Genomic DNA, 13,753 nt, shown 5'->3' on the forward strand with positions numbered 1-13,753 from the left:
CGGGCAACGTCTTCAAGTTCGTCGGCGGCGCCCCCATCCACCTCACCACCTGTTCGGTCGGCTGCGGCAACCCGGTCCCGATCACCGCGTGGAGCGTCAGAGAGCTGGAACACATGCGCCCCCACCCGCACGACGGCGCCACCGCCCGCGACGAGGCGGGCAACGTGTTCAAGTTCGCCGGCGGCGCCCCGATCCGGCTGGCCAACTGCTCGGCCGAGTGCGGCGACCCGGTGCCGATCTCGGCCGGCAGCGTGGTCAGGCTCGACCACATGCTTCCGCAGCCGAAGGACGGCACCACCGTCCAGGACGAGACGCTGCGCGTGTTCAAGTTCGCCGGCGGCGCGCCCCTTCAGCTGGCCGACTGCACGGTCGGCTGCGGCCACTACGTACGGGTGACGGCGTGGAGCGTGGACGCCCGCGACCACATGCTGGAACGGCCGGTCGAGGGCACCCTGCTGCAGGCCGCTGACGCCGGCAACGGCACCGTCTACCTGATGGTGGGCGGCCAGGCCGATGTCTCCGACCGGTGTCCCGGCGCGCCGGAGTGCGGCCGTGCCGTACCGGTGAACCAGCACTCGGTCGAGGTGCTCGCCGACCCCATCTCCAACAGAGGTCCGGCCTACGGCCAGCTCACCCGCTATCGAGGGCCCACCGGAGAGGTACGCAGCAGCTCGGGCTCCGTGCCGCCCGGCTACCGGTTCGTGGGCGCGTTCGGACATCTGTCACCCGTCCACGTACCTGGAACCCGGCCCTTGTACTCCTGCCAGACCGGGGCCGACCAGTTCAGCTCCCTGCGCGAGGACTGTGGGGGCGAGGGCAGGCTCGGCGTTCTCGGCTGGATCCACACCGACAGGCCGGCCGGGCGACCCTCGGCCGCGTTGTTCCGCTGCGTGGACAACAGGACCGGTGACCACTTCGACTCCCACAGCCCCGAGTGCGAGGGGCAGAGGGTCGACGGCCCGCTCGGGTACCTCGCCGCCTACGCCTCCCTCACTCGCTACGTGCAGACGTCCAAGCCGGGCGAGCATCGCAGCGCGGCCCAGGGAATGCCGTCCGGCTACTCTCCCGAGCAGGGGCTCGGACTGATCTCCATGATCCAGGTGGACGGCACGGCGCTGTTGTTCAGCTGCCGTATCGGCGACGAGGCGTTCACCTCACGCGATCCCGGTTGCGAAGGTCACACGACGATCGGCCCGATGGGCTGGGTCTGGACCGCGAAGCCCGCGGACACACCCGTCGTCGCCCTGCACCGCTGCGTGGTGGCGGCGACCGGCGAGCACTTCGACTCCCGCGACTCCGGCTGCGAAGGCCACCGTGTGGACGGTCTGCTCGGCTACATCCACGCCTACCTGCCGCTGGCGCGCAGCACCCGTGGCCCCGACCATCGTGCCTCCACCGGCGCGCTGCCGCCCGGATACCTGCTGGAGGCCACCATCGGCTACGTCACCGCCCTCGAAGAGGCGGGCACGCGGCCGCTGCTGAGCTGCCTGGATGACACCGAGGAGTTCGTGTCGGTCCGTCCTGACTGTGAAGGCAAGGTGGTGATCGGGCTGCTGGGGCACCTGTGGGTGGATCCGCCGCCGAGCGGAGCAGCGGTGGCCGTGTACCGCTGCAACGTGGCCGACAACGGCGACCATTTCATCTCCGTCCGCCCGGACTGCGAGGGACACGCGGTCGACGGGATGCTGGGATACGCGCGAGGCAGTCTGTGAAGGCTGCCCTGGCGCTGGTCGCCCTCATGAGCCTGCTGGCGCCGGTCTCGCCGGCCCTGCCGTACCCGGAACGCGACGCCTACCGGATTAAATCGGTGCAGCCCGATTTCTGGCCCGACAAGCAGGAGATCGCCGGCAACAACACCGGCGGAGTCGCGCTCAACCTCGTGTGGGCGCATTGGGAGCCCGAGGTGAAGACCGCGCCATGCGCGGCCGGACAGCAGGAGTACGACGGCCGCTGCTTCACCGTCCCCGCCGACGTCGACGCCGAGGTCCGCGGGTGGAGCGAGCGCGGCCTCGTGGTGACGGCCATCGTGTACGGGACGCCGGCCTGGGCACGAGCCGGCAAACCGTGCACACCCGCCGCCCCGGGCTTCGAGATCTTCTGCACGCCCCGAGACCCGGCCGACTACGGCCGCTTCGCCGGCATGCTCGCCCAGCGTTACGACGGACGGCGTGGTCACGGCCGCGTCGCCGACTTCGTCGTCAACAATGAGGTCAACCACAGCACCTGGTTCGACATCGGCTGCGGGCAGGGCGTCCCGTGCGACGCGGGCCGCTGGCTGGAGGAGATCGCCGCGTCCTACAACGCCGCCCACGACCGTGTCGCGGCCGAACAACCGGCGGCCAAGACGCTGATCTCCCTCGACCACCGTTTCGGCGCCGAACTCGACGCTCCGGCGGCGGCCGAGCCGGTGCTGTCCGGGCAGACCGTCCTGCGCGGCCTGGCGGCGCGGACGGGTGGCAGGCCCTGGCGGGTCGCCTTCCACCCGTACCCGCCCAACCTGCGCGGGTCCGCTTTCGGCCCCGATGACTATCCTCTCGTCACCTACGGCAACCTGGGTGCCCTGGTCGGCTGGCTGCGCGCGACCTTCCCCGGTAACCCGGCCGCCTGGTCCGAGGTCCAGCTCACCGAGAGCGGCGTCAACTCCCTGGCGCCGTCCTCTCCGGAACGGCAGGCCGCCGCGGTGTGCGACTCCTTCCGCAATGTGCTGGGCACTCCCGGCATCGTCAACTACGTCTACCACCGCATGCGAGACCATCCCGACGAGGTCGCCGGCGGGCTGGCGCTCGGGCTGCGCAACGCCGACGGCTCGGCCAAGCCGGCCTGGTCGGTGTGGGCGTTGGCCAACCGGGCGGATCTTTCGCCGCCGCGGCTTTCGTGCGGCTTCGAGACCCTGCCCGACGTCAAGCTGGTGCGCGGCTTCCACTCTGGTCGAGGTCACTGGGCCTCGACCCGGCTGCTGCCCTCCGGGTTCACGGCCGAAGGCGCCTGGCTGCTGCGGCGCGGTCCCGAGCTGGGCACCGCGCCCCTGTTCGAGTGCGCGGTCGGAGGGCACAACCTGCTGAGCCGTGAACCGGGATGCGAGGGCCTGCGGCCGCTGGGGCCTGTCGGCTTCATCGCCACCACACCGTCGGACGGCCGGACCGCGCTCTACCGGTGCCGGGTGGCGGCCAACGGCGACCACTTCGTCTCGGCACGGGCGGACTGCGAGAAGCAGGTGCGTGAAGGTCTTCTCGGATATGCCGCACCCGTGCCGATCTGAGTCCCGGACGTGGTCGGGCCCGTCTGGTCGCCGCGGTGACCAGATGGGCCATCGGCATGGCGCCCACCCCGCGATCGACGGACTGTGGCATGAGCGACCTGACCGGCAAGCGGGCCGGCGCGCGAATGGCAAGTGGGGCGATGGCCGCGGTGCCGACCGGCGCCGGGCACCACCACTGATCCGCTGGGTGGTGCCGCCCTCCGATTCGCCCGGTACCTGACCACGATGTCGTCTCGCGTCGGCTGCGACGTAGAGCACATGCCCGTTGAGGCACCTCAAGGTGGCCATGAGCCCGACTGATGGAACAAATCTGTTCCAGTTGGAGCTAAATCCTTTTATTCGGTGCTATTTTGTTCGCTATGGAACGAGATCTGTTGCTGCGAAAGGTGGCCACCGCCCTGGCGAATGACCTGAGCGTGCCTCTGGGCGACCTGGCCGCGCGCGCTGGAGTGGGGAGGACGACCTTGCACCGTGCCTTCCCGACGCGCGAGATTCTGCAACGCGACGTGGCACGGTTCGCTGTCGCGGAGGTGGCCCGGATCTACGACAGGATCGGCCTTGACGACGACCCCGTCGAGGCGGTCCTGGAGAAGATGGGAGATGAGGTACTGGATCTGGCTGTCGCCTTCACCTTGTTGTGGGCCGAGCCGCCGATCACCGCGCTGGCCGACCTGCACGCCGAGGCCGAGACCCAGGACGAGCGCTTCGCCCGTTTCGCCGCTCGCGGGCAGGCTGAAGGGAGCTTCCGCAAGGATGTTCCCGATGGCTGGATCGGCTACTCGATCGGCGCGCAGGCGCTTGCGCTCTTCTACGCCGTGCGGTCGGGCTTTGTCGGCGGGCGCGCCGTAAAGCGGCTGTTCGTCACCACGGTCATGGGTGGAGTGGGTGTGCGATGACGTCGACGGAAACCCGCGATGAGCGCGCCGATGCCGTCACGCACAACCGGTGGTGGGTGCTCGCGGTCATGTCGGCCGCCGTGCTCATCATCGTGATCGACATAACGGTGCTGCACATCGCCTCTCCCAGGATCGCCGAGGCGCTACGGCCATCACCGGTATCGCTGTTGTGGATCATCGACGTCTACCCTCTCGTCGTGGCGCCGCTCCTGGTCGCGGCGAGCACCTTGGGCGACCGGTTCGGGCGCAAGAGGATGCTCATCGTCGGGCTGGTGGTGTTCACGCTGGCCTCGGCGCTCGCCGCCTACGCCTGGTCGCCGGCGGCGCTGATCGGCGCCCGCGCCGCCCAGGGGCTTGGTGGCGCGCTGGTCATGCCCAACGCGATGGCCATCATCCGCGCGGTCTTCCCCGACCGTCGGGAGCGGGCCCAGGCCATCGGCATCTGGTCGGCGCTGCTGGCCGGCGGCGCGGCCGCGGGCCCGCTGCTGGGCGGGTTCCTGGTCGAGCATTTCTGGTGGGGCGCGGTGTTCCTGATCAACGTGCCCGTGCTGGCCGTCGTGTTGCCGTTCGCCGTCCGCCTCCTGCCCGAGAGCCGCCACAGCGCGCCCCCACCGTGGGACACGCTCAGCGTGCTCCTCGTGGCTGGCGGTGTGCTCGGCCTCGCGTACGGCATCAAGGAGGGTGTACGGCACGGCTTTCTCGCGGCGTGGTCGATCATGTCCCTGACCGCCGCCACCATCCTGCTGATCCTGTTCGTCATGCGGCAACTCCGCAGGGACCAACCCCTCCTCAACATCCGGCTGTTCACTCGCCCGGTCTTCGCCGTCTCGTCCGCCGGGGTGCTCCTGGTCGTCTTCGCGCTGGTGGGACTCGAGCTCTACTTCGCTCAGTATCTGCAGCTCGTGCTCGGCCTCAGCCCCTCGCAAGCGAGTCTCCGGCTGCTCCCGTTGCTGGCCGCGACGTTCGCCGGCTCGCTCATCGCAGCTCCTGTGCTGCAACGACTCGGCACCCGGATGACTTTGGCGGCCGGGTTCGGCCTGTCCGCCGCCGCGCTCCCACCGTTGCTCGCGCTGGACACCCGGCCCAGCTACGCGCTCCTGTGGATCCCGTTCGTTGTTCTGGGGCTGGCTCTCGAAGCGGCCATGGTCGCGGCCAACGACGCGATGCTCTCCGCGGTCTCGGTGGATGACGCGGGTCAGGCGGGCTCGATCGAGTCGACCGTCTACGAACTGGGCGGCGGCATCGGGGTGGCCGTCCTCGGCGCCGTGGGCGTGGCGATCTACAGCAACGTCATCGGCCCGGTCGCCGGCCTCGCTTCGAGCGATCAGGCCATCGTGCGAACGTCGATCACCGAGGCGGCGGCGGTCGCCCACCGGCTGCCCGGGACCGCCGGGCAGGTCGTCCTGGATGTCGCCCGTGACGCCTGGCTTTCAGGCTTTCGCGCAGTGGTCGTGGTGGCGACCGTGCTCATCACGGTGGGCGCGCTGATGTCACTGATCTTCGTGCCCCGGCGCAACCATGCGGAATGATCCTCAGGACGGGCTGTGGCCCGCGCGGCAGGTCCACCGCCCCAGCCGTCACCCATCCGGAGGCGACCCACCACGTCGAGAGGGTCGTCGGCGGCTGGCATGATGCGCAGCTGACACCAGCCGGGCTCAGCGCGGCGGCCTTGATCGCCCGAGCGTTGCGGGCACAGATCCCCGAGCGCGCCGAGGTGGAGCTGTTCTCCTCGGATCTGCGGCGTACCCGGCAAACGGCCGAGAAGATCGCCGATCTGTTCGGCGTGAACCCGTTCCTGGATCGCAGACTGCGGGAGAAGTCCTACGGCCAGGCGGGAGGACGGCCACAGCAATGGCTGGACCAGCGATTCGTCCCGCCGCCGGCCGTCGGAGAGCGGTTGGACCATGACGAGGGCGTCCAGGGAGCCGAGACCAAGGCGGTTTGGGCACAGCGCGTCTACGCGGCCATGGACGAGATCGTGCGGAGCCCCCTGCGAACATCGTGACGCACGGTGGGTCCCTGACCTTCGTCGTCGCCGCCTGGATCAAGATGCCGATCGAGGCGGCCGGCTACGCCGATTTCCGGGCGCCCTCCGGCAGCATCACCACACTGCGCCAGGACGACTTCTTCCACAACCGCCAGGTCGCGAACCTCGGTGACACCCGCCACCTCGACTCCGCCAGAGCCGGCTGACCTCAACCTGACCCCGCTGCGACGGCTACCAAGGTGGAGCGTGTTGCCGCCGAAGCAGACTGTCCTGTGGTTCTGCGCCCATCCGCGAGAGCCGGGCCCAGGCGGCGGGCCACCAGGACTCCTACGGTCACGTTCGACTACCTGTTGTGGGATGGCACTCGCCGGGCCGGTCTTCCAGCCAAGCTTTGGTGATGCGGATCGCGGCAGCCGTACATCCGATCGATGCGGTTGACTTCGAGGACCACGTGATCTGACGGGACGTCGGCGGCGGGACGATCTGGGGGGTTCCGCGTGACAGTTCGGGCCGAGGTGGCCTGGGACCGCGGAAGGTCTCCTAGGGGAGGACGAGGGCGTTCGCCTGCTGGTGGAGTTCGGGCAGGCGGGAGGGGTCGTTCAGGAGGGCGGTGAGGGCGAAGTCGATGATGTCGGGCGGGCTGACCGCGATCTCCGGCAGCGCCATCGCGTCGAACAGCACCAGCACCAGCCGTGCCCCCGTCACCGGGTTGACCGGCCGCACGTCGCCTTCGCGCTGTCCCTGCACGATCAGGTCGGTGACCTGCACTTCGAGCCGTTCGATGAGTTTGCGTTCGGCCGCGAACCGGTCGCGTTCCAGCTCGGGCGTGGTGAGGATGGACACCAGCACGTACGGCGAGTCCAGCAGGTGCTGCAGCGACTCGCGCAGCCATCGATGCAGTTTGACCGCCGCGGGCGCCGCCACGAGCTCCAGCGAGTCGCCCACGGCCAAGGGCCGCTCCAGGCCCAGTCTCACGAGTGCGGCCAGGATGTCGTCCTTGGCGGAGAAGTGCTTGTAGATGGCCGGCTGCTTGACGCCGACGGCGGCGGCGATGTCGCGGGTGGAGGTGGCGGAGTAGCCGTGCGTCGCGAAGAGCCTGGCGGCCGTGCGGAGAATGCGCTCGGCCGACGGGCTCCATCGCGGTGCGGGCATGGAGGCCAGACTAGCCGGTCACAGTTCGGTGGCCGCGCGGAGACGGGCCATCGCCGCCTTGAACTCGGGCGCGTCCATGACCGGCATCAGCGTCATGGCCTTGACCATGCTGCCGGTGAACTTCATCCGGCCCTGGGCGAACGCGGCCTCCTCGGTCAGTTCGCCCCGCTCGATGAGCACGCTGTCGTCGTAGGTCATGGTGATCGTGTAGTCGGGTTTGTCGAGGGTGCCCAGCGCGACGTCGGTCACCCGGCCGTGCTCCAGCACCCAGTAGTAGTGCACGTCGCTGTCGCCGGTCAGGACGTACTGCAGGCGGGCGTTGCCGCCCCGGCGTTCGGGAAGGTCCTGGGTCTCCTTGAGCACGAGGTCCATCCAGTCCTTCGTGAGGTAGCGCGCCATGTCACAGCTCCCCGGGCCAGGCGTTGCCCTGGCGGGTCAGGGCGCGGGCCAGGTTCTTGTAGAAGGCGATCACGCCGGCTTCCTTGGGGCTGAGGTGGCCGCGTTCGGCGAAGCGTGAGGTGACGCCGCGCTGCACGGCTTCGAGTCCCGTCTTGTCCTCGTCGTTGACCATGGTGGTGAATGCCTGCTGGGCTCTGGCGAGCGCTTCTGGATCTACCGAAGCCACCAGTTCGGGCGGCATGAGCATGCCGCCGCGCACCTGAAGGGTGTCGATGGACTGCGGGATGAAGCTGAGCCAGACGATCTGGTCGCCCAGGCCGGCGAGGCCGCCGGTCGGGAAGGACAGCAGGAACATCGCGTGCGCCTTCTCCACCTCGCCCAGTTTGAGCGCCTCCGGCTCGATGGGTTCGACGAACGGGACGCGGGCATGCAGCGCCCAGGGCGAGTACTGCTTGACGTAGATGTCGCCGCCGCCGGGCATGAACGGCTCCAGGGTCTGCCGATGCAGGCCGATGACGTGGTAGTTCTCGTGGCCGTTCTCCAGCGCGAGCTTCCAGTTGGCCTGCCATTCCTCCGTGAAGGAGACGACCTGGACCAGGTCGCCGATCCGGTAGTTCCCGAATTCGGGCGTGGCCAGGTCGAGGTGCGGGCCGATGGGTTCGGCGGCGGCGTCGAGGTTGACGTAGACGAGGCCGTTCCATTCCTCGACCGCGAAGCCGGGCAGCCGGCAGTTCTTCGGGTCGAAGTCCGGGTTCCCGCCCATGTGCGGCGCGCCGCGCAGCCGTCCGTCGAGGCCGTAGTTCCACAGGTGGTACGGGCAGGTGAAGGATTGGGCGCGGCCGGCTCCCGGCCCCACCAGGGGCATCAGCCGGTGCCGGCATACCGGCGACATCGCGTGCAGCGCGCCGTCCTTGCCGCGGGTGACGACGACCGCCTCGCCGGCGATGGACAGCGAGACGTAGTCGCCGGCTTCGGCGAGCTGGTCGACGTGGGCAACGTGCATCCAGGCGCGGCTGAAGATCCGCTCCTTCTCCAGCTCCCACATCTCGGGCGAGGTGTAGGCGCGCGGCGGGAGGCTGATCGCCGGCGGGTCCTCGTCGAGGTAGCGCCGCAACTCGGCAAGGATCTCCTCGGTTCCCTCTGGAGCGATCACGGTCATGGTGAATCCTCTCATGGTGCGTTATCAATCGATAACCTTCGACAAGGATATCAGTCGATAACCATTCGTCAATGGGAGCTGAGGGCTTCAGCTCCGGGAACCATGCGGTTCCCGGCGGGGGCGCCGCACGATGAGCCGGTCGTCGGGCGCAGCCGGAGACGAGGTTGCCGAACGGCTGCGGGTGACCGAGTCGCTCGGCGGCCGGTGTCTCTCCCGGGATCTGTCGTGTCCGGTGGCCGGTCAGCCGATCCGATCGGCCAGCTCGATCAGTTTCCGGCGCATGATCTTGCCGGTGGACGTCTGGGGCAGCGCCGTGACGAACTGGATGGAACGGGGAAGCTTGTAGGCGGCGAGCCTGCCGCGGCAGTACGCGATCAGTTCCTCCGGGGTGGTCGTGGCGCCGCCGGACAGGACGACGTAGGCGCGGGCGGTCTCACCCTTGACCTCGTCGGGAATCGGTCCGACCGCGACCATCGCCACGGCGTGGTGTGCGGCCAGGACGCGTTCGATCTCGGCGGGATAGACGTTGTAACCCGCCGTGATGATCATGTCCTTGCGGCGGTCGACGATGAAGAGATGGCCGGTGCCGTCCTCATAGGCGATGTCGCCGGTGCGCAGCCAGCCGTCCTCGTCGATCGTCTCCGCCGTGGCCTCGTCGTCGCCGAAGTAGCCGAGCATGACCAACGGGCCCCGCACGAGCAGTTCCCCCGGTGTGCCGGCCGGTGCGGTGCGGGAGGCGTCGCCCAGGTCGCCGATCCGCACCTCGACACCGGGCAGGGCCACGCCGATCGAGCCGGGGCATGGCTCGGCGCCGGCCCAATGCGTCGTCCCCAGCCCGGACAGCTCGGTCATGCCCCACAACTCGATCAGCGGGGCGCCGCTGACCCGCTGCCAGCGATCGATGGTGGAGCGGGCGATGGTCTGCCCGCCGACGGTGCAGCGCGTCAGAGAGCTCAGATCGGCGGCGCCGATCCGCTCGTGGGCCAGCAGCATCGCGTACATCGCCGGTACGCCCTCGAACATGGTCACCCGGTGCTTGGCGATGAGTTCCAGCACGGTGGAGGCGTCGAAGCGTTCCAGCAGCACGACCGTCCCGCCGGAAAGGAACGTGCTGTTGATCGCCACGTTGCCGTAGACGTGCGGGGCGGGCAGCGCGGTGAGGAGCGTGTCCGCCGCGGTTCTGCGGTGCATGCGGGCGGTCAGCTCGCAGTTCAGCAGCACCGCGTGCTGTGACTGGACGGCACCCTTGGGGCGTCCCGTCGTGCCCGAGGTGTAGCCGATCGTGGACGGCTGCTCCCGGCGCACCTGTACGGGCTTCGGCGGCGCGGTCGTGGCGAGACAGCCGGCGAAGGCCTCGGCGCCGGGAGGCGGGTCGTCGAAGCAGACCACCGTGCGCAGCGTGCCGACCGCGTCGAGCACCCCGCCCAGGGCGGCGAGCTGGTCGCGTGCGGCGAACAGCGCCACCGCCTGACAGTCGCGCAGGACGTGGCGCACCTCGTCCGCGGTGAGCATCACGTTGATCGGGTTCACCACCGCGCCGGCCCTGAGCACGGCGTGATAGGCCACGACCCACTCCCACCGGTTCTGCGCGTACAGCGAGACGCGGTCGCCGGGACGGATGCCGCGCTCGGCCAGCGCCGCGGCGACGGACGCGGAGGCATGGTCGAGCTCGGCGTAGGTCAGTTCGCGCGCCGCCGTCACCAGCGCCGTCTTGTGCGGGAACAGCGCCGCGCTGTGCGGCAGGATCTCACCGGGCCCGTTCATCTCAGCCATCCTTGTCAGGGATCTCAGACGGCGTCGGGCCGCTTGTTGAGGGTGACCGTCTGCCAGTTGGTGTACTCCATCAGCCCGTGCAGCGAGTTCTCACAGCCGATGCCGGACTGCTTGTGCCCGCCGAAGGCCTGGGCGGGGGAGTACTGGTGCACCTCGTTGAGCCACACGGTGCCCGCGTCGATCTGCCGCCCGATGCGCTCGACGGCCTCCAGGTCCTTGCCCCACACGCTGGCGCCCAGGCCGTACTCGGTGTCGTTGGCGCGCGCGATCACGTCGGCCTCGTCGGTCCAGCGCACCAGCGGCAGGATGGGGCCGAACGGCTCCTCGCGCATCAGCCGTGAGTTCTCCGGCGGGTCGTCCACCAGGGTCACGGGCACGAACCAGCCCCGGGCGGACTCGTCGATCTCGCCGCCGAGCGCGAAGGTGTACCCGTTGCGGGCGCAGTCGTCGAAGTACTCCTTGACCTTCTCGAACTGGGGCCTGTTCTGAATCGGGCCGAGGTCGGTGCTCGGGTCGGCGCCGTCGCCCACCGTGATCGTGCGGGCGTAGGCGACGAGAGCGTCGCGCACCTGCTCGTAGACGTCGGCGTGGATGTACAGGCGCTTGGCGGCGTTGCAGAACTGCGCGTTGTTCTGGAACGCCGCCCAGAACAGTTGTGGCGCGATCTTGACCGGGTCCACGTCCGGCAGCACGATCGCCGGGTCGTTGCCGCCGAGCTCCAGGGTGATCCGCTTGAGGTTGCCGGCCGCCGAACGCATGACGTGCCTGCCGGTCTCGGTGTTGCCGGTGAAGGCGATCTTGTCGATTCCGGGATGCGCGGTGAGCCGCTTTCCCAGTTCGTCGTCGCCCGACAGGACGCTGAACACACCGGGGGGAAGCAGGTCCTGGACCAGTTCGGCGAGCTTGAGAGTACACAGCGGGGTGAACGGCGAGGGTTTGACGACGATGCAGTTGCCGGCCACGAGCGCGGGGGCGATCTTCCACACCGCGAGCAGGATGGGGAAGTTCCACGGTGTGATGCCGCCGACCACGCCGAGGGGTGTGTGGCGGGTGATCACGCGCCGGTCGGCGGTGTCTTCGACGACCTCCTCGGGAAGGGACTGGGCGGCGATCGCGCGCAGCCACAGGATCGAGCCGAAGACCTCCCACATGGCACCGCTGCCGGGTTTGCCCTGCTCGCGGGTCAGCAGCGTCATGAACTCCTCGGCGTGGGCCTCCAGCCGGTCGCCGATGGCGCTCACGATCGCCTGCCGTTGGGGGAGCGGGGTGGCCGCCCATGTGGGGAAGGCCGCCCGCGCCGCTTCCACGGCCTGATCGAGCTGCTCCGGGCCGGCGACCGGCACCTCCGCGATGGTCTCGCCGGTCGCGGGATTGACCACTGTCGAGGTGGTCACGGACCGCTCCGGCTTTCCGTTGATGGTCAGGACGTAGTCGCCGTCGAACTGAATGGACATATCAGCCTCCCGCAGGTCATTGCCTTTGGCAGCCATCGTGGACCGGGACGAGGGCCGGTAACTGTCGCGATCCGATACAGCGCTCAGCCGAGGCCGAGCTCCTTGAGCCGGCGATACAGCGTGGTCCGGGCGATTCCCAGCATCGCGGCGGCGTGAACCTTGTTGCCGCGGCAGCGGTCCAGGACGGATCTGATGGTGTCGAACTCCGCCTGTTCGAGCGCGGACAGCCGCCGCCTGGGGCGCCGGAAGGTGGTGGGCAGGTCCAGCTCGGTGATCACCCCGGCTTCGGTACGGCGGGCGAGCTCGGCCATCACGGCCGACAGTTCCGCGAGGTTGCCGGGCCAGGTGTGGCGGCTCAGGGCGTCCAGGGCGGCGGGGGTGAGGTGGGTCGTGCTGCCGTGGCCTTTCAGTAGCGCACGGGCCAGGGCGGGGATGTCGTGGCGACGCGAGCGCAGCGGGATGGTCTCCCAGCGGGAGGCGCATCGCGCGGCCGGGCCGATCCGTTCGCCGGTCAGCTCCTCGACCGGTCCGCTGGTGAGGGCGTACCAGCCGGTCGTGCCGTCCAGAAGGTGAGCGAGCGTCGCCGCCGTGGGATCGTCGAGCAGATGGATGCCGTCGATGACGACGAGGTGATCGGGGCCGCGATCCAGCGCGGAGGTGATGTCGCCGGCCGACAGCGACGCGGCGTCGAGCACGGTGCTGGGGTGATCTCCGGCCAGCGCGTGCGCCGCGTACGTGCGCCCGCTGCCGGGCTCACCGTGGATCAGCAGCCTGCGGCGCCGCCGGCGGAACGGCTCGAGCGGATCCGCGGTCCCTTCCGTCGCGCGTGTGCGGGGCACGACCGGCTGTGCCCGGCCGGTGTCGATGGCCTCGAACAGCACCGCCCGTACGGCACCCGGAACCACTGAGTAGCGTGCGCGGACCGGGATCCCGGCGCGGCTGTGGAGCAGGCAGACGCCATGGTCGCCGGTCAGTTCCCGGCCGAGCTCGCGCAGGATGGCGGCGTCGAACGTTTCGTGTGCCGCTCGATTGGCCATGGTGATCCCATCGCCCACGACGATGACGGGCGCGCCGGTACGGGCGGTGCGGGCGCGGAAGGCGGCCAGCATGCGCTGATCGGAGAGCCTGCTTCCTTCTATCAGCCGCTGCTCGATGCCGCGTACGGCCTGGGCGAGGAAGGGTTCGAGCAGTCCGGTGGCATCCCGCGCCAGCCCCGTCACGTCGAGCACCCCCTCCAGCCGGCCCGTCACGGGGTGGGTGACGGGATGGCCGTAGCAGCAGAACCCCTTCAGCCGCTCGAGGAAATGCTCGGGACCGACCACCGAGACCCCGCGGCGGAGCTCGAACGCGGTCGCCAGCGCGTTGGTCCCGGCGACGTCCTCGGTGTAGCGGCACCCGGGCACCGCGAACACCTCGTCCAGCGCGTCCGCAAGTCGCGGGTCGCCGAGCCGCCGATCCACGATGCGGCCCTCGCCGTCGGCGAGCAGCACGCTGAACCGGGTGTTCCGCAGTTGCTCGGCGACGGCGTCGAGCACCGGCTTCGCGGCCACCATCAGCCTGCTGCCGGAGTCGACCTCCTCCAGCCGTTCCCCGGCCACGCCCGAACCGGGATCGAGACCGCTCAGGGCCGCACGCCGCCATGAGCGGGCGATGTCCGGACGAAGGCCGGCCACG

13 protein-coding genes are annotated in these 13,753 nt (G+C 69.7%); 7 read left to right on the forward strand and 6 right to left on the reverse strand.

What is annotated here, in order from left to right; all coding sequences use genetic code 11:
• The 7 genes from ACIBHY_RS09500 to ACIBHY_RS09530 all read left to right on the forward strand — a co-directional run.
• The coding region (locus ACIBHY_RS09500; RefSeq protein ID WP_397306409.1) for a hypothetical protein at positions 1-1,712 on the forward strand (1,712 nt) is incomplete at its 5' end.
• The gene (locus ACIBHY_RS09505) at positions 1,709-3,259 is read left to right on the forward strand and encodes a DUF5722 domain-containing protein (RefSeq protein ID WP_397306410.1); all 1,551 of its coding nucleotides are present in this window, start codon (positions 1,709-1,711) and stop codon (positions 3,257-3,259) included. The genes ACIBHY_RS09500 and ACIBHY_RS09505, both read left to right, overlap by 4 nt.
• A 35-nt stretch (positions 3,260-3,294) precedes the next feature.
• Positions 3,295-3,438, forward strand: coding sequence for a hypothetical protein (locus ACIBHY_RS09510; protein WP_397306411.1), 144 nt, complete (start codon positions 3,295-3,297; stop codon positions 3,436-3,438).
• Between the two features lie 180 nt (positions 3,439-3,618).
• On the forward strand, positions 3,619-4,155 hold the full coding sequence (locus tag ACIBHY_RS09515) for a TetR/AcrR family transcriptional regulator (RefSeq protein ID WP_397249633.1): 537 nt from the start codon (positions 3,619-3,621) through the stop codon (positions 4,153-4,155).
• Complete coding sequence (locus ACIBHY_RS09520) at positions 4,152-5,684, forward strand: MFS transporter (RefSeq protein WP_397249631.1); 1,533 nt, start codon at positions 4,152-4,154, stop codon at positions 5,682-5,684. Before ACIBHY_RS09515 ends, ACIBHY_RS09520 begins: the two co-directional genes overlap by 4 nt.
• Positions 5,681-6,160: a histidine phosphatase family protein gene (locus ACIBHY_RS09525; protein WP_397249629.1), complete on the forward strand. Its 480-nt coding sequence runs from the start codon at positions 5,681-5,683 to the stop codon at positions 6,158-6,160. The genes ACIBHY_RS09520 and ACIBHY_RS09525 overlap by 4 nt, the downstream gene beginning before the upstream one ends.
• On the forward strand, positions 6,157-6,348 hold the full coding sequence (locus ACIBHY_RS09530) for a hypothetical protein (RefSeq protein WP_397249627.1): 192 nt from the start codon (positions 6,157-6,159) through the stop codon (positions 6,346-6,348). Before ACIBHY_RS09525 ends, ACIBHY_RS09530 begins: the two co-directional genes overlap by 4 nt.
• Positions 6,349-6,682: 334 nt before the next feature.
• Here ACIBHY_RS09530 and ACIBHY_RS09535 read toward each other — a convergent pair whose 3' ends face one another.
• The 6 genes from ACIBHY_RS09535 to ACIBHY_RS09560 all read right to left on the reverse strand — a co-directional run bounded on the left by ACIBHY_RS09535 (position 6,683) and on the right by ACIBHY_RS09560 (position 13,752).
• A complete protein-coding gene (locus tag ACIBHY_RS09535) occupies positions 6,683-7,294 on the reverse strand; it encodes a TetR/AcrR family transcriptional regulator (protein ID WP_397249625.1) in 612 nt (203 codons plus the stop codon).
• Positions 7,295-7,312: 18 nt separating this feature from the next.
• Positions 7,313-7,693: an SCP2 sterol-binding domain-containing protein gene (locus ACIBHY_RS09540; RefSeq protein ID WP_397249623.1), complete on the reverse strand. Its 381-nt coding sequence runs from the start codon at positions 7,691-7,693 to the stop codon at positions 7,313-7,315.
• A 1-nt stretch (position 7,694) separates the two neighbouring features.
• Positions 7,695-8,852 (reverse strand): SRPBCC family protein, encoded by a 1,158-nt coding sequence (locus ACIBHY_RS09545; RefSeq protein ID WP_397249621.1) that lies wholly within the window; start codon positions 8,850-8,852, stop codon positions 7,695-7,697.
• A gap of 240 nt (positions 8,853-9,092) precedes the next feature.
• On the reverse strand, positions 9,093-10,616 hold the full coding sequence (locus tag ACIBHY_RS09550; RefSeq protein ID WP_397249619.1) for a class I adenylate-forming enzyme family protein: 1,524 nt from the start codon (positions 10,614-10,616) through the stop codon (positions 9,093-9,095).
• 23 nt (positions 10,617-10,639) lie between these two features.
• Complete coding sequence (locus ACIBHY_RS09555) at positions 10,640-12,079, reverse strand: aldehyde dehydrogenase family protein (RefSeq protein WP_397249617.1); 1,440 nt, start codon at positions 12,077-12,079, stop codon at positions 10,640-10,642.
• A gap of 83 nt (positions 12,080-12,162) precedes the next feature.
• Positions 12,163-13,752: a sigma-54-dependent Fis family transcriptional regulator gene (locus tag ACIBHY_RS09560; protein WP_397306412.1), complete on the reverse strand. Its 1,590-nt coding sequence runs from the start codon at positions 13,750-13,752 to the stop codon at positions 12,163-12,165.
• Position 13,753 lies beyond the last annotated feature (1 nt).

Source organism: Nonomuraea sp. NPDC050547, assembly GCF_044457345.1.
Taxonomy (GTDB): domain Bacteria; phylum Actinomycetota; class Actinomycetes; order Streptosporangiales; family Streptosporangiaceae; genus Nonomuraea.

Bases quoted from the DNA above. Each gene is read 5' to 3' on its own strand.
- ACIBHY_RS09515 (WP_397249633.1), top strand. From the start codon at position 3,619: ATGGAACGAGATCTGTTGCTGCGAAAGGTGGCCACCGCCCTGGCGAAT.
- ACIBHY_RS09520 (WP_397249631.1), top strand. From the start codon at position 4,152: ATGACGTCGACGGAAACCCGCGATGAGCGCGCCGATGCCGTCACGCAC.
- ACIBHY_RS09525 (WP_397249629.1), top strand. From the start codon at position 5,681: ATGATCCTCAGGACGGGCTGTGGCCCGCGCGGCAGGTCCACCGCCCCA.
- ACIBHY_RS09535 (WP_397249625.1), bottom strand. From the start codon at position 7,294: ATGCCCGCACCGCGATGGAGCCCGTCGGCCGAGCGCATTCTCCGCACG.
- ACIBHY_RS09540 (WP_397249623.1), bottom strand. From the start codon at position 7,693: ATGGCGCGCTACCTCACGAAGGACTGGATGGACCTCGTGCTCAAGGAG.
- ACIBHY_RS09545 (WP_397249621.1), bottom strand. From the start codon at position 8,852: ATGACCGTGATCGCTCCAGAGGGAACCGAGGAGATCCTTGCCGAGTTG.
- ACIBHY_RS09550 (WP_397249619.1), bottom strand. From the start codon at position 10,616: ATGAACGGGCCCGGTGAGATCCTGCCGCACAGCGCGGCGCTGTTCCCG.
- ACIBHY_RS09555 (WP_397249617.1), bottom strand. From the start codon at position 12,079: ATGTCCATTCAGTTCGACGGCGACTACGTCCTGACCATCAACGGAAAG.